The following is an 18,677-nucleotide window of genomic DNA, read 5'->3' as shown; positions in this document are numbered from 1 at the left end:
CCGACCGGACAGTATGAACGACGAGACGGCCGTACGCGCCGTCGACGCGCGCAAGTCCTACGACGGGACGGTCGCGCTCGACGGCGTCTCGCTCGACGTCCGCGAGGGGGAGGTGTTCGGGCTGATCGGCCCGAACGGGGCGGGCAAGACGACGCTCGTGCGCGCGCTCACCGGGACGATCGACGCCGAGGGGAGCCTGGAACTGTTCGACGGTCCCACCCGCGAGTCGGACCGCTCGCGCGTCGGGTTGCTCCCCCAAGAGTTCGGCCCGCCCGAGCGTCTCACCGCCCGGGAACTGGTCGCCTACTACGGCGGCCTGTACGACGAGTCGCGCCCGGTCGACGACGTGCTCGCGGACGTTGGGCTGGCCGACGACGCCGACACGTGGTACGAGAAGCTCTCGGGGGGACAGAAGCGCCGCGCGTGCGTCGCCACTGCGCTCGTCAACGACCCGGACGTGCTGTTTCTCGACGAGCCGACCACCGGCATCGACCCCGCGGGCCGGCGGTCGCTGTGGGGCCTCGTCGAGTCGCTCGCGGACGGCGGTGTCACCGTCTTTCTCACCAGTCACTCGATGGAAGAGGTGGAACGACTCGCTGACCGCGTCGGCCTGCTTCGCGACGGCGCGCTCGTCGCCGTCGGCACGCCCGCCGACCTCGTCGCCGAGTACGGCGGGCCCGCCCGCCTCGTGATCGCCGGCCCCGACGTGGACGCCGGCGCCGAGCCACTCCGTTCGGCGGGGTTCGCCGTCGACGTCGGCGCCGACGAGTTGGTCCTCGGCGACGTGACGCCGTCGGATCTGGCGAACGCGGTGACCGCGCTCGCGGACGCCGATGTCGACTACGAATCCCTCACGTGGACCGAACCGACTCTGGAGGACGTGTATCTCCGCTTGACCGGCGAGACGTTCGAGGGCGCGTTCACCCCCGGCGCGAGCGCGGTCGACCGCGCCGACGCCGAGGTCGACGCGGGCGCGACTGGCGCGGGCGCATCCGCCGGTGACGCGGCGGGGGCAACGGGGGCGGAGCGGTGAGTCGCGCCGGGCGGATCCGCGCGGAGACGCTCGCGGCGACGCGCTCGTTCCTCCGTCGCCGGACTGCGGTGTTCTTCACGTTCTTCTTCCCGCTACTGCTCGTGCTGATCTTCGGCGTGCTCGTGCGCACCCAACCGGGCGGTGGCGGGCTGTTCTCTCAGCCTGACGCCTACTATCTCCCCGGCTATCTCGCGACCGTCGTCCTGTTCACGCCGCTGTCTCGAGTCGGCTCCGAGATCGCGCGCCACCGCGACGGTCACCGCTTCGAGAAGTTGGCGACGACGCCGCTGACGCGCGCCGAGTGGCTGCTGGCGCACACGCTCGTCAACGTCGGCGTCATCGGCGTCGCATCGCTGCTGGTGTTCGCGCTTGTCGTCCTCGTCACCGGCGCGACCATTCCCATCTCCGCGGATCTGCTCTTCCTGGTGCCGTTCATCGTCGTCGGGGTCGTGCTGTTCTGTGGCGTCGGCTCGGTGCTCGGGCGCGTGTCAGACACGCAGGACGGCGTCATCGCCGCCTCGAACTCGATCGCACTCCCGCTGTTGTTCCTCTCGGACACGTTCGTCTCCCCCGAGTTGCTGCCGGAGTGGTTCCTCCCGGCGGTGAACCTCTCGCCGCTCACGTACTTCTCGCGCGGCGTCCGCGCGCTCACGTTCGCGACGCCCGAGTCCGGCGGGATCGCGGGCCTCGGCGCGACTGCGAACCTCGCGATCCTCGCGGCGCTGGCGGGCGTCGCGTTCGCAGTGGGCGCGGCTGCGGTGCCGCGCGGGGAGTAGTCCGAGGCCGTCATCACCGGCTTCTGCGTCGCGTTCGGACGCCGGCCTCGCGCCCATCGGGCCACGGGACCGTGGCCCTCCAACCGAGGAATCCCGGCCGTCCCACCGATCGGTTTTATTCTTCGCGGGGAAGTTCACTCGTGTATGAGTACCACCGATGCGTTCGCCGCGATGCGCGAGTCTGGCGTCGTCGCCGTCCTACGGGGCGCACAGCCGGAGACCGTCGTCGACACCGCGGAGGCGCTCGTCGCCGGCGGCGTCACCGCCCTGGAAGTCACCGCCGACACTGCCGGCGCGACGGACATGATCGCGACCCTCTCCGAGGCGTTGGGCGACGACGCGCTCGTCGGCGCGGGCACCGTCCTCGACAGCGAGACGGCCCGCGCGGCGATCGCCGCCGGCGCGGAGTTCGTCGTCTGCCCCTCCTTCGACGAGGGCGTCGTCGAGACGTGCAACCGCTACGGCGTGCTGTGCGCCCCGGGCGTGATGACGCCGACCGAGGCCGTGAACGCGTACGAGGCGGGCGCCGACCTGGTGAAGGTGTTCCCCGCTAAGACTGTCGGCCCCGATCACGTGGCAGCGCTGAAGGGACCGCTCGGCCACTTGGAAATCATGCCCACCGGCGGCGTCTCCCCGGACAACGCCGCCGACTACATCGAGGCGGGCGCGGTCTGCGTCGGCGCCGGCTCCGCGCTCGTCGACCGCGACCTCGTCGAGGCGGGCGAGTTCGACGCGATCACCGAGCGCGCGGAGGAGTTCCGCGACGTGATCGAGCGGGCCCGCGAGTAAGCGACTCACGAAACCTATTCCACGTCGGCGGGCGAGCGACGCGGTATGTCCCGCCCTTCTGGCATCGTCTTCTTTCGCACCGCCGACCGCAAGCGCGTCGTCGACTGGTACCGCGAGGTCGCCGACGCGGACGTGTGGCTCGAACAACCCGGCTGTACGATCCTCGAGCGCGGCGACTTCCGATTCGGCTTCTGTGACGCCGACGACGCGGGCGACGACGCGGACCACGGCGACGCAGCGAGCGAGGGGATCCTCACGTTCGTGTACTCCGACCGCGCTGGCGTCGACCGGGCGCACGACCGCGTCGGCGACGCCGCCCGCGAGCAGCCGCACGTGAACGGACGGTACGACATCTACCAGTTCTTCGCCGACGACCCGGACGGCCGCGCGGCGGAGTTCCAGACGTTCCTCCACGATCTCCCCGAGTGACGCCGCCTGGGACCGGATCGCCGCGTCGACGTGGTCGCGGGCAGGTTCGGACACCGGCCGGTCCGGCCGCGGGCCGGGCCGTCACTCGCCGTGTTCGCGGACGGTCGTGACCGGAATCGGCGAGCGGCGGACAAGTGCGCGGGCAACGTCGCCGATGAGGAACTCCGCGAACCGGGATCGACTGTGCGCGCCGACCACGATCAGGTCGACACCGTACTCGTCGGCGACCGCGAGAGTCATCTCGGAGACGCGGCCGACGGCGACGGCGGTTTCGATCGACACGCCGTACTCCGCAGCGACAGCCTCGGCGTCGGCGAACAGGTCCGTCGCGTGCTCGCGACGCTCGGTGAGCCACTCTTCCCACTGTCCGGGATGGTCACCCCACCCGGCTGACGCCGTGTCGTCGGTGCGTTCGTCGACGACGTAGAGGACGGTGATCCGGCTGTCGGCGAACTCGCTGCAGGCGTACCGCAGCGCGCGGTGTGCCAAGGGCGAGCCCTCGTACGGGATCAGTACATGCTCGGGCATAGCTCGCGGTACGGATGCACCGGGCCTAACTCGCCGCGACCGTTCCAGCGTGGTCGGAAGCGACGGCTCACTCCTCGCCGCGCTCGCGGTGGACCGACTCCTCGTCGATCCAGTAGACGTACGTCTGTGTGAACCAGTCGGCGTGGAGGACCGTCGAGGTGGCGGTGCCGTCGGCGGTCGACTCGCCGCCGGTGTTCGAGTAGGCGGTACAGGTGACGACTGCGCGCCAGGCGTCGCCGCGGCGCTCGACTGCGTCGGATTCACACTCGGCGGACACGTCGCTCGTCTCGTCGTACCAGAGGCTGTTGTACACGTACCGGTACTCGTACGCCCGGGCGAACGAGCCGACGGACGACTCGTTCAGCGTCTCGGGGCGGTCGGGACGTTCCTTCGGCCCGTCGGGCCAGTCAACGGGGTCGCCGGGGAGTTCGGTGTCCGCGACGCCGGTCTCCGACCCGTCAGGTCCGACGCTGGAGGCCGTCCCGGTGGGACCGTCGCTGCGGCCGCCCGGTGCGCCGAGACAGCCGGCAGTCACCAGCAGCAGGGCGACACCACACGCGAGGAGGGGAGGTGTGCGGGGACGCATCGAGTCGGCGATCCGCTGGGGTGGTGAAGTGCTTTCTGTTGCCTCCGGCCGCACCGTTCGCGTCTCGACGGCTTCAGCGCTCTTCGACGGGTATCCCGATAGCATCGCTGCCGTCGGTCCCGGCGGCGGCGTCGGCCGCCTCCGGGTCGAGCCGGCGGATCCGGTCGGCGGTCACCTCGATCCCCGGCGAGTAGTGGCAGATGGGCTCCCCGGACGGCGCCTCGAACCCGTTCGCATCGAACAGCGTGTTCGTCCGGATCTGTGCGTCGGCGTCGGCAAGCGGCCACGGCTCGTGGGCGATATCGCCGTAGTAGACCCGGTCGCGCCCCTCCGTGTAAAAGCGGTAGTTCTCGACGAGAAACGCCTCGAGGCTTCCCGGCTCCGGGGGGCTCGTCTCTCCCGCAGGGCCGTACGTCGCGTCGAAGTGCGCTTCGGGCGCGCCGCGGTGGATCCGGTGGCTGGTGACGGTCACGCGGTCGCCGTCGCGGGTCACGTCCATCGACGCTCGGTAGTACGGGAGTCGGAACAGCGCCCTAGCGACGCCGACGCCGATCGGGTCAGCCGCGTCCAGGTTGAAGAAGTACACCCCCTTCGTGTCGCCATCGGTGACGTACGTGCGGAGGTTCAGCTCCGGGAACGACAGCCCGACCGGCGACCAGCGCGGCCGGATGTCGGTCATCTCGAAGGGAACCACCCCAAGGTAGGCGTCGCCGTCGTACGTCGCCACCGAGAGCGCGTCGGGGAGGCGCGCCTCGACGGTCGCGGGGTCGACCCGCCAGTGGGCGAACAGCGCGTCTCGCCACCGCATCGACAGCAGGCGTCGCTGCATACGATCCGTACGAGACGCACACGGATGGGTCAAACGGCCCTTTGAGCGTACCGAACGGTTAGGGACCCCGCCCGGGTACGGTGTCGCATGCGACGTGGCTCACTCGCGACTGTCTGTTGTGTCCTCCTCGTCGTCCTCGCCGGCTGTGCCGGAGCGGGCGGCGGCGCCGACGCCGGCGGCGACGGCGCGAGCGGGGGACAGCCGTGCAGGCGGACGCCGAGGCGACGCCCGGCCCCGAGGACGCCGACGCCGGCGCTGGCGACGACGGGGGCGGCGCGAACGTGAACGCGCAGGTGGCCGAGCGGCAGTTGATCTACGAGGCGACCGTCGAGCTCCGCGTCGATGACTACGACGCCGCTCGGACAACCCTCACCGAGATGACGCGCGAGCGCGGCGGCTACGTCGGGAGCTCCCGGACGGAGGTCCGCGGCGAGGGGAACGAGACGTGGACCACCGGACAGCTCGTCCTCCGCGTGCCCTCCGGCAACTACTCGGGCGCGATGGACGCGATCAACGAGACCGGAGAGGTCCGTTCGGTCGACGAGTCCACGCAGGACGTGACGTCTCAGATCGTCGATCTGGAGGCGCGCTTAGAGAGCCTCCGCGCGGAGCGCGACCGCCTCCGGGAGCTGTACGAGCAGGCCAACGACACCGAGGACGTGCTCGCGGTCCAGCGTGAACTCTCGGACGTGCAAACGGAGATCGAACGCACCGAGGCCCGGCTCCAGAGCCTCGAACGGCGCGTCGCCTACTCGACGATCACCGTCGAACTCCGCGAACCCCGGCCCGACTACGAGCCGCCCGAACGAACCGCCTGGTACGAGACGCCGCTCACCGAGGCGTTCTTGGAGTCCGTCAACGGCGTGATCGTGCTCGGGCGCGGCGCGGTCGTCCTGACCGCGTACGCGCTCCCGTACCTGCTCGTGCTCGCGGTTCCGGCGGTCGGGCTCGCGCTGGGGTACCGTCGCGCTCGCGGGCGCTGGCGGGGGTGAGCCCGCGGTCCGGAACGGACCGGCCGGTCCACAGGGATGCACGTCACGTCTGCAGCGACTTCTGCACCGTCGCCGGGAGCGACTCCGCGACGGCCGCGAGGGTCTCCTCGTCGACGGCGCCGACGTAGTACCCGTCGCCGGCGGCGGCGACGGCGCCAGCCTCGCTCGCGAGCAGTTCGCCGGCCTCTTGTTCGAACGGGTCCGGGTACGCGCAGACGATGCCGGCGATGCTCCCGCGCGCGAGCAGTCCCCAGTCGACGCACGGCGACCACGTCTCCAGCACCCGCTTGCATCGGTCGGACAGCGCCCGTCGGACGGTCTCGGCCTCCGCGCGCAGGTCGTCGTCGCGGACGGCGGGCAGTCCGACGACGAGCGACACCGTCGAGCGGTCGAGCGGGCGATCTCGCGGGGTCGTCGCCAGCGACTCCCCGTTCAGCCTCGCGCCGTCGTCGCGGACGGCGACGTAACAGTCGCCGACGAGCGGCTCGTAGACGGCCGCGACGAGGGTCTCGCCGTCGACCTGCGCGGCGACCGCCGTCGCGATCGACGGGTAGTCGATGGCGTAGTTGTTCGTCCCGTCGAGCGGGTCGACGATCCACTCGATGCGCCCGTCCCCGGAACGGCCGGACTCCTCGCCGTGGAGCGTGTGCGTCGGAAACGCCGCCCGGATCTGCTCGAAAATCAGTGCCTCGGCGGCCTCGTCAGCCTCCGCTTTCACGTCGTCCGTGTGGTACTCGCCGACTGTTCCGCCGTCGCGGAACCGCGCTGCGAGGTAGTCGCCGGCCGCGCGCACCGCCGCTTCGGCGGTCTCCGCGAGCGCGGCGGCCGGCGGGACGCCGGGGGCGTCCCAGGGGTCTGCGGCGTCGCGGCCGCCCCGGTGTTCGGGTGGCTCCTGATCGTCGCTCATTGCCGGATGTGGGCCGCTCTTTGGCTTCAACGACACGGTCTCCCGGGACCCGGAGAGCGCACCGCCCCCGTGGCGTGCGGAGCGGGAGGCGGGTGATGCGGCCGTGACGACCGGATGACGAAGCTATTTCCGACGGCCGACGGCACCACCTGCCGTGACGGAACTACCGCTTTCGGCCTTCTACGACCTGACGCAGGTCGGTGAGGTCGCTGTCTCACCGACGGGCGACAGGGTCGCGTTCACGACCACGGAGTACGACGACGACGCCGACGAGCCGGTCGGGTCGCTGTTCGTCGCGCCGGCCGACGGGGGCCGCGAGCCGCACCGCCTCACCCGGGTGTCGGGCGCCTCCGCACCCGCGTGGTCGCCCGACGGCGACCGCCTCGCGTTCCTCGCCGCCCGCGACGAGGACGCCGAGCGCCGGGTCGGACGCGACGACGAGGCGGACGGCGAGCAAGACGCTGACGAGGAAGAGGCCCCGGGCGCAAACGACGGTACCGACGACGAGGAGCCGACCCAGCAGGTGTGGGCGTTCGACCTCGCGCTCGGCGGCGACGCGACCCAGCTCACTGACCTCGAGGAGGGCGCCGAGGAGTTCGACTGGGGACCGAACGGCGAGCGGCTCGTCGTCGCCGCGCGCGATCCCACGGAGGCCGAGACCGCGTACCTCGATGGCCGGAAGGAGGGCGAGCCGATCGAGACCGAACGGCTCCAGCACAAGCTCGACGGCGTCGGCTACACCGACACCGTCCGCACCTACCTCCACGTCGTCGACGCCGACACCGGCGAGGCCGAGCGCCTCGACGACGCCCACGGGGGCGGCGCCTACCAGGACCTCTCCGGGCTCCAGCCCGACTGGGGCGCGAACGACCGCATCGCGTTCACCTCCTGTCGCGAGGAACATCCCGACGACACGCTCGTTCGCGACGTGTTCACCATCGCGCCGGACGGCACGGGACTCCGGAAGCTCACGGACGGCGACCTCTCGGCGAACGCGCCGACGTGGTCGCCGGACGGCGACCGCCTCGCGTTCCTCGGCGGCGACCCCGAGAACTGGTGCATCCCGACGCAGGTGTTCCTGTACGAGGACGGCGAGTACGCGTCGCTGACGGCCGACCTGGACCGCACGGTCGCCCGCGGCGGCGCGCCGGTGTGGGCGGACGAGGAGACGGTGTACTGCCTGTTCGGCGACGAGGCGCGAACACGGCTGATGCGCGTCGACGCCGGCAGCGACGCGGTCGAGGCGGCAGCCGCCGACGGTCACGCCGCCGAGCGCGTCTTCGAGGCCCAGGGCGACGACCGCGCGATCGCCGGGTTCGATCTCTCGGCCGACGCCGAGCGCGCCGGCCTCGTGTTCTCACACCCGAGCGACGGGCAGGACGTGTACGCCGTCGACGCCGCGGACCTCGACGCCGATGAGGAGTCCGAGGCCGAATCGCTGACGCGGCTCTCGGCGGTGAACGCCGACCTCACCGACGAGTACGCGATGCCGGAGGCCCGCCGGATCGAGTGGGAGTCGGACGGCGAGACTATCTCGGGGGTCGTCTACCACGACCCCGACGTGGACCTCGCGGACGGCGACCACCCGCTGGTCGTCGCCATCCACGGCGGCCCGATCAGCTACGACGAGCCCGTGTTCAGCTTCGACCACGCCGCCCTGACGAGCAGAGGCTACGTCGTGCTCCGGCCGAACTACCGCGGTGGATCCTCGTACGGCCGCGAGTTCGCCGAGGCCCTCAAGGGCCAGTGGGGAACCCACGAGGTGACCGACATCGCCAACGGCGTCGCCGACGTGGTCGACTGCGGCTGGGTCGACGACGAGCGCGTGTTCGGCTACGGCTTCTCCTACGGCGGCATCGCGCAGGGTTTCCTCGTTACGCAGGAACCCGACCTCTTCACCGCGGCGGCGCCCGAACACGGCATCTACGACCTACGCTCGGCGTACGGCACCGACGACTCGCACATCTGGATGGAGAACGAGTACGGCCTCCCGTGGGAGAATCCCGAGGGGATCGACGCGTCGTCGTCGATCACCGACGTGGGGGCCCTCGAGACGCCCCTGCTCGTCACCGCCGGCGCCGAGGACTGGCGCTGCCCCCCGAGCCAGAGCGAGCAGCTGTACGTGGCTGCGAGGAAACAGGGCGTCGACGCCCGGCTCGTCGTCTACGAGGACGAGCACCACAACATCGGCACGCCCGACCGCGCGATCCACCGGCTCGAGGAGCTGACGGCGTGGTACGAGCGCCACGACCCCGCCGTCGACAACCCCGACGCCGACGACCCCCACGGGCGCGACGACGGGGAGTAGGGCCGGTACAAGCGGGACACGCCGCCACCGCGGCCGGACAAACGATTTGAGGGTCGACGCGGATCGCCCGAACATGGAGTTCGAGGTGATCCGGGGCGACATCGCCGGCCAGTCGGCCGACGCGTTGGTGAACGCCGCCGGCACGAGCCTGAAGATGGGGAGCGGCGTCGCCGGCGCGCTCCGCCGGGCGGCGGGGGTCGGCCTGAACGAGGAGGCGATGTCGATGGGACCGGTCGAACTCGGCGCGGTCGCCGTCACCGACGCGTACGACCTCGACGCGGAGTACGTGATCCACGCGGCCGCGATGCCCCACTACGGCGACGGGCGGGCCACCGAAGAAAGCATCCGCGACGCGACCCGGAACGCCCTCGCGGCCGCCGACGAGCGGGGCTGTGAGTCGCTCGTGATCCCCGCGCTCGGGTGCGGCGTCGCGGGATTTGGCCTCCGTGACGGAGCCGAGATCATCGTCGAGGAGATCCGCGCGTTCGATCCCCAGTCGCTGCGAGACGTCCGGTTTATCGCCTACTCTCAGGAGGAGTACGAGACGGTAGCGGATGCGGCAGCGCCGTCGTGATCAACCGACGACGTCGGCCGTCGGCGACGGTCGTGGCTGGGTCATCCGACCGACGGGCTACGCCGGCCGTCGGACCGCGAGCCGGGCGGCGGCGTGCGTGCGGAGCCGTCGACCGATCGCGCGGAGCAGCCGGGGGCCGAGGGCGCCGGCGAGGACGCCGAGCGCGAGCATCGGACGATGGAGAGCCGCGAGTGCGACCAGCGGGAGCAGGGCGAGCGCGAGCGCGACCGCGAGCGAGGGGTCGTGTCGGTGTCGTTCGTGCGATGACTGCGTGCGTGCGTGTTGCGTGTACATAGTGGCGTGGGTGGAAGGCGGTCGATGAGCGGTGCGCGAACGAGCGCGGGACCGCCCGCCATCACGCCGGGATCGCCGGAACGACGCCGGGGGACGGACGGTCTACCGCGCGTGGCGTGGGTCGAACACTGAAATCAACACGACAACACGTCTGTGGGTGGACACAAAAAGCGTGGTCCGAGAACGTGACGCACTCACACGGTCCGCCGCCGGCGGCGCCACCGCTTTGGCCGTCGCGTCCGACGATCGGGCGTGCGCGTTCCTGCCGACCCACCGGCGACGTGTCCGGCCTGCGGGGCCGCCTACGACTCCGTCTCGGTTCACGACGCCGGGCTGCTGGTGAACCTCCTCGACAACGAGCGCTATCGCCGGGTGTGCTTCGAGCCGGTTGCGGGCGACGACGGGACGCCGCTGGTGGAGTTCTACCACCACACGCACGAGCAGGTCGACGCGGCGGAGAGCTAGACACCCTAGCGGACGCGGTTCGTCGTTCGTCCCCGAGTCGCCGTTCGCTCCCGAGTCACCGCCGTCCTCGTGCCGTCGTTCCAGCGTGCCTGGTTCCTGTCGCCGCCGTTCACCGGGGTACCGACGGGTAGTGGCATGAACCCTTCTGCGGGGAAGGCGTGAAAATTGCCGGTTCTTCGGAGCACCGGTCGCTCTCTCGCATGGCACAACGATCCCCCCGATGCGGCACGTGTGATCCGACGATGTCTGACACCGACGACCACGACCACGAGCACGGCCACGTCCACGAGCGAGTCGACGAGTCGGTCGACGCCCGCGACGACTGGGCGCGACGGCGACGGAAGGGGATCCCCACCGACGAGAACCTCCTCGTCGTCGCCTGCATGGACGAACGCATCCCCGTGGAGGAGGCGCTGGGGCTCGAACTGGGTGACGCCCAGATCTACCGCAACGCCGGCGGGAAGGTCACTGACGACGTGATCCGCTCGGCCGCGCTGACGACGAACTTCTTCGACACCGACGAGATCGTCGTCGTGAACCACACCGACTGCGGGATGATGTCAGCGAGCGACGCGGACGTCGCCGCCGGGCTCGAGGCGCAGGCGGAGGCCGCCGGCGTCGACTTCGACGACGTAGACCTGGACCCGGCACTCCCCGAACTCGACATCGGCGACGCGAGCGTCGAGGAGTGGGTCCGCATGACCGATAACATCGACGAGGCGTGCGCCGCCCAGGTCCAGTACTTGGAGGACCACGAACTCCTCCCCGACGACGTGACCGTCTCGGGCTACGTGTACGAGGTCGAGTCCGGCGAACTCCGGCGCCCGGGCGAACGCGTCGCCGAGGAGATCAGCGAGCGGCGCGTCTGAGTCGCCGACGGCATCGCGGCCGACGGCGACCTCAGTCGCTCCCGCGCGGCCGGGCCGAGCGTTCATGCGTCCGGAGCGCCAGCCTTCGTCCGTGCCGGAACTCACGGATCCCCTCGACGTCGGGGGCGTCACGCTCCCGAACCGGCTCTACCGCGCGCCGCTGCTCGAACACGCGGGCAACGGCCCCGAGGCGGTGGAGACGCTGACCGCGGAGCTGGAGCCGGCGGCCGCGGCCGGTGCCGGGCTCGTCTGTCAGGGCGCCACCATCGTCCGAGGCGAGGGCGGCTGCGCCGCGCCGGGGATGACCCGCGTGCACGACCCCGACTTCGTCGCCGACCTCGACCGCCTCACTGACGCGATCCACGCCCACGGCGGCCGGATCGCGATCCAGCTCGAACACGGCGGATTGCGCTCGATGGAGGCGTGGCACCGCGGCTTCCGCGACCGCAATCCGGGACTCGAACAGCTCGCGGTGTCGCCTCCCCCGCGACCGCTTCGGCTCTTCGACCGCCTCGGCTTTCTCGACTACGACGCACACGTCCTCACGACCGAGGAGTGCTACGACCTCGCTGCGGACTTCGGTCGCGCGGCTGCGGCCGCGGCCGACGCCGGCTACGACCTGATCCACCTCGCGGGCGCGAACATGGGGATCCTCCATCAGTTCGCCTCTCCCTTCTACAACCACCGCGACGACGAGTTCGGCGACCCGGCGCGCTTCTTCGAGGTCGTGCTCGCGGCGATCCGCGACCGCGCCGACGACGTTCCCGTCCTGACGAAGGTGCCCGCCGAGACCGAGGCGCCGCCCGGGATCGGGCCGACGCTGTCAACCGCCGACTGCGTCCGGCTGTGCCAGCGCCTCGACGCCGCGGGCTACGACGCGCTCGTCCCCGTGAACGGCTCCGTCTTCTGGGACATGAGCGTGATCCGCGGGGCATTCCCCAGCCGCTCCTGGCGCGACGAGCGCTTCCGCGAGGGCTACCTCGACGCGTTCGGCTCGCGCCCGCGGGCGGCGTTGGTCGCCGCCGCGAACTGGGCCGAGTCGCTGGTCTACTCCCGGGAGTCAGCGTGGAACGAGGACCTGTGCCGGCGGGTGTGCGAGCGCGTGGACGTGCCGGTGCTCTGTGAGGGCGGCATCAGGGATCGGGGGACGATCGAGCGCCTGCTCGGCGGCGGGTCGCCGTCCGCAGACGCCGTGGGGATGGCCCGACCGTTCTACGCCGAGCCGGAACTCCCGGCGCGGCTGCTCCGCCCGGACGCGGCCGCAGACGGAACCGCGGTCGTTTGCGAGGACTGCAACAACTGCGTCGTCCCGCAGGCGGCCGGCGAGCCGGGCGTTTGCCGGACGCCGGCGGTACTGGAGCGCGCCGGCGAACACCGAAAGGCGGGGGCCTACGAGCGGGAGTGATACGCCCGATCACAGTTTCGACCGCGCGGACCCGATCGCCGGTAGCTCAACGCCGACCACGTCAGCGAGCGCGTCGGCCGCGCCCAGCAGCCACTCGGCCCGCTCGATCCGCGACTCAAGATCGCCGGGGCCGATGCGGTATGCGTCGACCAGTTCTTCGACGCTTGCGCCGTCGACCCACTCCGTCAGGATCCGGGCGGTCTTCACGGATTCGAGCCATCCCTCGAAATCGTCCGCGTCCACCATCCCGGTCGTCAGCTCCGCCGACCGCGAGCGCGCGAACTGATAGATCTCGGCGCGCTCGGCGTTGCCGAGGTAGGTATCGTCCATGTCTGGCGTGTCGCAGACGATCTCGAAGGCCGTCAGCTCGGTCACGTCGTCGGAGGCCATCCCTGCGACCGTCCGGAGTCCGTCGACGATCCGGACGCCAGTGTCCGGTGTGACGTACTGTCTGGACACTTGTTCGCCGACCGGCGTCGCCTCGATGCCGCCGTCGGGACCCTCGGTCGCCGCCAGCAACCCGTCGTCGATGAGGCTCGCGACGGCGTCGCCGACGACGCCCCCCAGGTTCGGGTTCGACGTGCGCGACGCGTAGAACGTCCCCGCGAGCGCGTCGAGCACCCCCGCCTGCGAGCCGGCGATGCCCGTGGCGACGAGCGCGAGCGTGTGCGTTCGCAGCGCTGCGGGGTCCCGAAGTTTCGACTCCACGCGCTCGGGGTCGGCCGTGACATACCGCTCCCACAGCTCCGCTCTCCCGTCGGCGTCGTCGGCGACGAGCACCGCTTCGCCGTACGGGTCGAGGTGCGGTCGGCCAGCACGGCCGCACATCTGGTGGACCTCCAGCACGGGGAGCCACTCGGTCCCTTCGCCCGTGTAGCGCCGCTGATCGCGCACGACTACCCGCCGCGCGGGGACGTTCACGCCGGCGGCGAGCGTCGGCGTCGCGCAGATGACAGCCAACTTCCGCTCGCGGAACGCCCGCTCAACGAGCGCGCGATGGTCCGAGGAGAGCCCGGCGTGGTGGAACGCGACGCCGCGCGCGGCGACCTCGGTGAGGCGCTGGCCCGTCCCGGTGGCGCCGGCGTCGCGCAGTCCTTCGGCGACCGTGGCCCCGTCGCCGGCGGCGACATCGGTGCGTTCGTCGCCGTCATCGCCGTCGCGGTCGAACCCCTCCTCGGCCAGTCTGTCGGCGAGCGACTCGGCCTCCCGGCGCGAGGCGACGAACGCCAACGCCTGCCCGCCGTCGTCGACGGCGCCCGCGACCAACTCCGCCGTCACTTCGGTGTCGGCGTCGCGCGCGGGGTCGGCGGCGTCGACGGGCACCGACAGGTCGGTGCCGTCGTCGAACCTGACGGTCCCCTCGGCGTGGACGCCGACCCGGAGGTCGACCGGCCGCCACGTCGACTCCACCAACTCGGCGTCGAGCCACGCCGCGATGTCCTCGGGGTTGTCGACAGTCGCCGACAGCGCGACGATCTGCACGTCGGGTGCCCGACGCCGCAGCGTCGCGAGCGTCACCTCCAGCGTCGGCCCCCGGCCCGGCGAGCCGAGCAGGTGGACCTCGTCGACGACGACGCACGCGAGGTCGTCGACCCACTCGGCGCCGTTACGGATGGCGGAGTCGACCTTCTCGCTGGTAGCGACGATCACGTCGTTGCCGGCGAGGTCGCTCGCGGCCGAGTCGTAATCGCCCGTCGAGATGCCCGCTTCGACGCCGGGGAGCCGATCGAACTCCTCGTACTTCTCGCGGGCGAGCGCGCGGAGGGGGCAGACGTACAGCCCCGGACCGTCGGCTGTCAGGAACGCGAGTTCGGCGACGAACGTCTTGCCAGACGCCGTGGGGACCGCCGCGACGACGTTGTCGCCGGCGCAGACGCCCGCCTCCACGGCCGCGACCTGTGGCGGGTACAGCGACTCGATCCCCTCCCCCTCGAAGTGGTCGACGTACTCGGCAGCCAGCGGGAGGTCGGCGACGCGCATTCGATGGCGGTGCTGGGTCCTTCTCGGGTATAAACCTCCGTGCGCGTCGGGCGGGATTAGCGGTGGTTGGCTCCGTCGCCGTGACCGTGGCTGTGCCCGTCTCCGTCGCCGTGGTGGTGGTGTGCCCCGTCAGCGTGGCCCTCGGGCAGTCGGTCGGCGTGGGCGTGCGGATCGCCCTCGACGAACTCGTGGGCGCTGCGATCGCCGTCCGCGAAGGCGGTCGTACGGGCGACGAACGCCGCGTCGTCGACGAGGTCGCGGTCGGTCAGGAACCGCTCTAAGGCGGCCAGCCACGCACCGTAGTAGTCCGCATCGCTCCCGGCCTCGGCGCCGGGGTTCGCGTCGAGCGCGGTGACCAATTCCGACTGGAAGTCGTCCCAGGTGCGGCCGGGGTCGTCCTCGTCGGTGAGCGCGACTGCGAGCGCGAACGAGCGCGCCATCCACGGCTCGGCGAACGTCGGCCCGTCGGCGTCGGCGCGGGGGACCGGCTTGGCAGCGGTGTCGATGTCGGCGGTCGGAGCGTCCGTTTTCGCGTCCGGGGCCCCGGCTGCGTCTGCCGCCCGCGCGCCGCCGTCGGAAGCGATAGAGCCCCCGTCGCCGAGGCGTTCGACGCCGATCATCGCGTTGCGCGAGACCAGCTCCGCGAGCTCGGCCTCGCTGAGTTCCTCGGTCCCCTCTGGTCGCTGCGGGAGCACCATGTAGCGCACCTCGGAGTTGGAGTCCCACACCTCCACGTCGACGCTGTCGTCCAGTTCTGTGTCGAACTCATCGCGCAGCAGCGCGCGCGGCTCGTCGACGACGCGCGAGCGGTACGCGGGCGACTTGTACCACGTCGGCGGCAGTCCCAACACCGCCCACGGGTAACACGAGCAGAGCGTGCAGACGACGACGTTGTGCGTCTCGTCGGTGTTCTCGACCACCCGAAGCTCCATCACCTCGTCGTTCACCGAGACGTCCAGTTCGGTGACGGCCTCGATGCCGTCCTCGAGCAGCCACTCGCGGTACTCGGGGTCGGTCCACGCCCGCGCGACGACCCGGGCGCCGTTCATCGGCCCCACGTCGCCCTCGTAGGTCGCGATCACCTCGTCGACGGCGTCCGTGCTCAAGACGCCCTTCTCGGTCAACAGCGACTGGAGCGCGCGGGCCCTGGACTGCGGATCGATTTCGTCGCGGAGCTCGGGATCGGGGTGCGACGGCGGACCGTCGGAACTCCTGTGGTCGTCGGTCATGAGAAGTGGTGACGCGTGTGGAGGCTTAGGCGTTCGCCCCGGTCGAGCCGACCCGACCGCGTCGATGTCGCTCGTCGGCTACGCGGCGTCGGACGCGACCAAGTACGGCTCCCACAGCTCGATGTGGAGGCCGTCGGCGTCGGTACAGTCGTCGCCCCAGAGGTCCTCGGCGTCGAAGCGGACGTTGTACAGTTGCTCGGCGCGCTCGCCGTCGGCGCCTTCCCGCCCGTCGAGTGCGTTCTCGTCGGGGTACACGTGCGCGCCGCGGTCGGCGACGACCTCGCCCTCGGCGCCGCGGACGTACCGCGGGCAGCGCGTGTGGCCCGCGGGGTGGCGTTTGCGAACGTGGACGCGGTCGCCGACGGCGAACTCAGGGTCGCCGTCGCCGCGTCGGCTCAGGTACTTCTCGCGGGTGCCCTCAAGCAGCGCGGGGAGCCGGTTGGGGTCCGTCTCGTCGGGCACCTCGGCCTCCCCCGCGGCGAACGACTCGGCCCGCTCGCGAAGCTCGTCGGCGTCGACGACGCCCGCCTCGACGAACAGCGTCTCGATCGCGCCCAGCCAGCGCTCGTAGTAGGGAACCGTCAGATAACGCTCGGGATCGTCGCCCTCCAGCGTGTACCGGAAGCGGTCGAGTTCGAACGTGTCGGAGCCGAGGCCGGTGATGTACAGCGATTGGACGACGCCCTCCCACTCGTGGTGGAACGGGCTGGCGTCGTCGGGCTGGTCCGGCGGGAGATCGTGGAAGGAGTCCATCCCGCCGAGATCGTGTATCCCGTCCATACGCGGACGACATCGCCGCGGCTGATAAATTCTCGCCACGTAGTGACATAGCATCCGCGGTCGACGCACGTGGTGACATGGGACCCGCGGTCGACGGGCTGACCGACACCGCAAACACGACAGCGAAAGCCCCGCACGAGGTTCGGACGGGCGCGGACGCTCGGCTGTTGAACACCGACCGCCGAACCCGGACTCCCGCGAGAAGCCGCCGCGGGGAGTCGGTGTGGCGTCGTCGTGTCGCTTCGTCGCCGATCGTTCCCTCAGTCGTCGCCGAGGAGGCCCGCGTCGAAGAGGCGCTCCATGCCCTCCTTCAGGCGCTCCTCGCTGGCGGCGTAGCTGATGCGGGCGTAGCCGGGCGCGCCGAACGCCGACCCGGGGACGGTCGCGACGTGCGCCTCCTGGATCGCCTCCTCGGCCCACGCCGAGTCGTCGTCGTCGACGGGAAGCATCATGTAGAACGCGCCGTCGGGGACCGTCACGTCGACAGCGTGGTCGTCGAACAGGTCGACGAGCATGTCGCGGCGGGACTCGAAGGCCGCGCGCATCTCCTCGACCGACTCGTCGGTGTTGCGCAGGGCCTCGACGCCGGCGCGCTGAACGAAGTTCGTCGCACAGGAGACCGAGTGGCTGTGGAGCTTCCCCGCCTGCGAGATCAGGTCGCCCGTGGCGTGCAGGTAGCCCAACCGCCAGCCGGTCATCGAGTACGCCTTCGAGAACCCGTTGATCGTGACCGTGCGGTCGGCCATCCCGTCCAGGCTTGCGAGGCTGGTCTGCTCGACGCCGTAGACGATCTCGTCGTAGATCTCGTCTGAGATGACTGCGAAGTCGTGCTCGACCGCGAGGTCGCGGACACCCTCCAGTCCCTCGTCGGAGTAGACGGCGCCCGTCGGATTCGACGGGGAGTTGACGATCAGCAGTTCCGTGTCGTCGGAGACCGTCTCCGCGAGGTCGTCGAGTCCGTCGGCAAGCGAGAAGTCGTGGGGCGCGAGATCGACGCGGGCAAGGTCGCCGCCGGCGAGCTTCACCATCGCCTCGTAAGACACCCACGCCGGGTCGAGGAGGACGACTTCGTCCCCGTCGTCGACGAGCGTCTGGACGGTCTCGTACAGCGCCTGCTTGGCGCCGGGGGTGACGATCACGTCGCCGGCGTCGGCGTCGATGTCGTCGGCGCGGAGCTTCTCGGCGATCGCCTCCTTCAGTTCGGGAACGCCGTTCGAGGAGGTGTAGCCCGTGTGCCCCGCGTCCATCGCGGCCTTACCGGCCTCGACGACGTTCTCGGGGGTGGGGAAGTCGGGCGCGCCGACCGACAGGTCGACCACGTCGTGGCCCTCGGCCTCCAGTTCGTTCGCGGCGTTGGAGATCGCCAGCGTCGCCGACGGCTCGACGCGTTCGACGCGCTCGGCGAACTCGTACGCGAAGTCGTCGCTCACGCGGCCACCTCCGCGGCCGGTAGCCCCTCGGCCAGATCCACGGCGGACGACGCGGCCTCCGCGCCTTTTTCGGCGCGTTCCCGGGCCTCCGCCCCGCTCTGTCCGGGGCCGGACACGCCGAACGTGACGGGCGTGTCGCGGTCGAGGCTCACGTCGGCGAGCTTCGCGGCGATGGCCTGGCCGATCACCTGGTCGTGATCGGTGTCGCCGGAGACGATGGTGCCGACGACGGCGACGGCGTCGATGTCGTCGCGGCGGGCGAGCCGGTCGGCCGCCAGCGGCGTGTCGTACGCGCCGGGGACGTCGACGGTCTCTGCGACGGTCGCGCTGCGCTCGGCGACCGCCTCGCGGGCGGACTCCTCCATGGCCTCGGCGATGGACGCGTAGTAGCGCGCGACCACCAGGCCGAGTGTCGTCTCGGTCATTATGCGAGTCGACGGCCGGCCGGCAGAAATGCGTACCGCTCTGGGCGGA

Annotated in this window: 20 protein-coding genes; 10 read left to right on the top strand and 10 right to left on the bottom strand. The window is 71.1% G+C overall.

The features are described from left to right. The first annotated feature begins 13 nt into the window (after positions 1-13). The 4 genes from P0Y41_RS05935 (at position 14) to P0Y41_RS05920 (ending at position 3,027) form a co-directional block, all read left to right on the top strand. Entirely contained in the window at positions 14-1,033 is a 1,020-nt protein-coding gene (locus P0Y41_RS05935; RefSeq protein WP_284063044.1) for an ABC transporter ATP-binding protein, read from the top strand. Further along, complete coding sequence (locus tag P0Y41_RS05930; protein ID WP_284063043.1) at positions 1,030-1,809, top strand: ABC transporter permease; 780 nt, start codon at positions 1,030-1,032, stop codon at positions 1,807-1,809. Before P0Y41_RS05935 ends, P0Y41_RS05930 begins: the two co-directional genes overlap by 4 nt. Positions 1,810-1,953: 144 nt before the next feature. Further along, complete coding sequence (locus tag P0Y41_RS05925; RefSeq protein WP_284063042.1) at positions 1,954-2,598, top strand: bifunctional 4-hydroxy-2-oxoglutarate aldolase/2-dehydro-3-deoxy-phosphogluconate aldolase; 645 nt, start codon at positions 1,954-1,956, stop codon at positions 2,596-2,598. Between the two features lie 45 nt (positions 2,599-2,643). After that, positions 2,644-3,027 (top strand): VOC family protein, encoded by a 384-nt coding sequence (locus P0Y41_RS05920; RefSeq protein WP_284063041.1) that lies wholly within the window; start codon positions 2,644-2,646, stop codon positions 3,025-3,027. An 81-nt stretch (positions 3,028-3,108) separates the two neighbouring features. Here the strand turns inward: P0Y41_RS05920 and P0Y41_RS05915 are convergent, their stop codons facing one another. The 3 genes from P0Y41_RS05915 to P0Y41_RS05905 form a co-directional block, all read right to left on the bottom strand. Continuing rightward, positions 3,109-3,555, bottom strand: a complete 447-nt coding sequence (locus P0Y41_RS05915; RefSeq protein WP_284063040.1) for a universal stress protein — start codon at positions 3,553-3,555, stop codon at positions 3,109-3,111. Positions 3,556-3,622: 67 nt separating this feature from the next. Beyond that, positions 3,623-4,141, bottom strand: a complete 519-nt coding sequence (locus P0Y41_RS05910; RefSeq protein ID WP_284063039.1) for a hypothetical protein — start codon at positions 4,139-4,141, stop codon at positions 3,623-3,625. Positions 4,142-4,214: 73 nt separating this feature from the next. Beyond that, on the bottom strand, positions 4,215-4,970 hold the full coding sequence (locus P0Y41_RS05905; protein ID WP_284063038.1) for a YqjF family protein: 756 nt from the start codon (positions 4,968-4,970) through the stop codon (positions 4,215-4,217). Positions 4,971-5,173: 203 nt separating this feature from the next. Here P0Y41_RS05905 and P0Y41_RS05900 point away from each other — a divergent pair, with 203 nt between their 5' ends. Then, a complete protein-coding gene (locus P0Y41_RS05900; RefSeq protein ID WP_284063037.1) occupies positions 5,174-5,962 on the top strand; it encodes a DUF4349 domain-containing protein in 789 nt (262 codons plus the stop codon). A gap of 43 nt (positions 5,963-6,005) precedes the next feature. Here P0Y41_RS05900 and P0Y41_RS05895 read toward each other — a convergent pair whose 3' ends face one another. Beyond that, the gene (locus P0Y41_RS05895; RefSeq protein WP_284063036.1) at positions 6,006-6,869 is read right to left on the bottom strand and encodes an inositol monophosphatase family protein; all 864 of its coding nucleotides are present in this window, start codon (positions 6,867-6,869) and stop codon (positions 6,006-6,008) included. Between the two features lie 154 nt (positions 6,870-7,023). On the opposite strand from P0Y41_RS05895, the gene P0Y41_RS05890 reads away from it, so the two are divergent. Continuing rightward, complete coding sequence (locus P0Y41_RS05890; protein ID WP_284063035.1) at positions 7,024-9,177, top strand: S9 family peptidase; 2,154 nt, start codon at positions 7,024-7,026, stop codon at positions 9,175-9,177. Between the two features lie 73 nt (positions 9,178-9,250). Further along, positions 9,251-9,751: a macro domain-containing protein gene (locus P0Y41_RS05885; protein WP_284063034.1), complete on the top strand. Its 501-nt coding sequence runs from the start codon at positions 9,251-9,253 to the stop codon at positions 9,749-9,751. A gap of 57 nt (positions 9,752-9,808) precedes the next feature. On the opposite strand, the gene P0Y41_RS05880 is transcribed toward P0Y41_RS05885, so the two are convergent. Next, the gene (locus P0Y41_RS05880) at positions 9,809-10,045 is read right to left on the bottom strand and encodes a hypothetical protein (protein ID WP_284063033.1); all 237 of its coding nucleotides are present in this window, start codon (positions 10,043-10,045) and stop codon (positions 9,809-9,811) included. Between the two features lie 252 nt (positions 10,046-10,297). Here P0Y41_RS05880 and P0Y41_RS05875 point away from each other — a divergent pair, with 252 nt between their 5' ends. The 3 genes from P0Y41_RS05875 (at position 10,298) to P0Y41_RS05865 (ending at position 12,784) form a co-directional block, all read left to right on the top strand. Continuing rightward, positions 10,298-10,510, top strand: a complete 213-nt coding sequence (locus tag P0Y41_RS05875; protein WP_284063032.1) for a DUF8145 family protein — start codon at positions 10,298-10,300, stop codon at positions 10,508-10,510. Between the two features lie 242 nt (positions 10,511-10,752). Continuing rightward, on the top strand, positions 10,753-11,379 hold the full coding sequence (locus P0Y41_RS05870) for a beta-class carbonic anhydrase (RefSeq protein WP_284063031.1): 627 nt from the start codon (positions 10,753-10,755) through the stop codon (positions 11,377-11,379). Positions 11,380-11,443: 64 nt separating this feature from the next. Then, on the top strand, positions 11,444-12,784 hold the full coding sequence (locus P0Y41_RS05865; protein ID WP_284063030.1) for an oxidoreductase: 1,341 nt from the start codon (positions 11,444-11,446) through the stop codon (positions 12,782-12,784). 9 nt (positions 12,785-12,793) lie between these two features. On the opposite strand, the gene P0Y41_RS05860 is transcribed toward P0Y41_RS05865, so the two are convergent. From P0Y41_RS05860 to ribH, 5 genes are all read right to left on the bottom strand, one after another. Continuing rightward, the gene (locus tag P0Y41_RS05860; RefSeq protein WP_284063029.1) at positions 12,794-14,764 is read right to left on the bottom strand and encodes a DEAD/DEAH box helicase; all 1,971 of its coding nucleotides are present in this window, start codon (positions 14,762-14,764) and stop codon (positions 12,794-12,796) included. Positions 14,765-14,820: 56 nt separating this feature from the next. Continuing rightward, positions 14,821-15,993, bottom strand: coding sequence for a nitrile hydratase subunit alpha (gene nthA / locus P0Y41_RS05855; protein ID WP_284063028.1), 1,173 nt, complete (start codon positions 15,991-15,993; stop codon positions 14,821-14,823). Positions 15,994-16,071: 78 nt separating this feature from the next. Beyond that, positions 16,072-16,773 carry a nitrile hydratase subunit beta gene (gene nthB, locus P0Y41_RS05850; protein WP_284063027.1) on the bottom strand — a complete coding sequence of 234 codons (702 nt, stop codon included), beginning with the start codon at positions 16,771-16,773 and terminating at the stop codon, positions 16,072-16,074. A 260-nt stretch (positions 16,774-17,033) separates the two neighbouring features. Further along, positions 17,034-18,203 carry a pyridoxal phosphate-dependent aminotransferase gene (locus tag P0Y41_RS05845; RefSeq protein WP_284063026.1) on the bottom strand — a complete coding sequence of 390 codons (1,170 nt, stop codon included), beginning with the start codon at positions 18,201-18,203 and terminating at the stop codon, positions 17,034-17,036. Continuing rightward, positions 18,200-18,628: a 6,7-dimethyl-8-ribityllumazine synthase gene (gene ribH, locus P0Y41_RS05840; protein WP_284063025.1), complete on the bottom strand. Its 429-nt coding sequence runs from the start codon at positions 18,626-18,628 to the stop codon at positions 18,200-18,202. The genes P0Y41_RS05845 and ribH overlap by 4 nt, the downstream gene beginning before the upstream one ends. Positions 18,629-18,677 lie beyond the last annotated feature (49 nt).

The sequence above is a fragment of the Halobaculum halobium genome, from assembly GCF_030127145.1.
GTDB classification, from domain to species: domain Archaea; phylum Halobacteriota; class Halobacteria; order Halobacteriales; family Haloferacaceae; genus Halobaculum; species Halobaculum halobium.
This window is presented reverse-complemented; position numbering and strand designations above follow the sequence as displayed.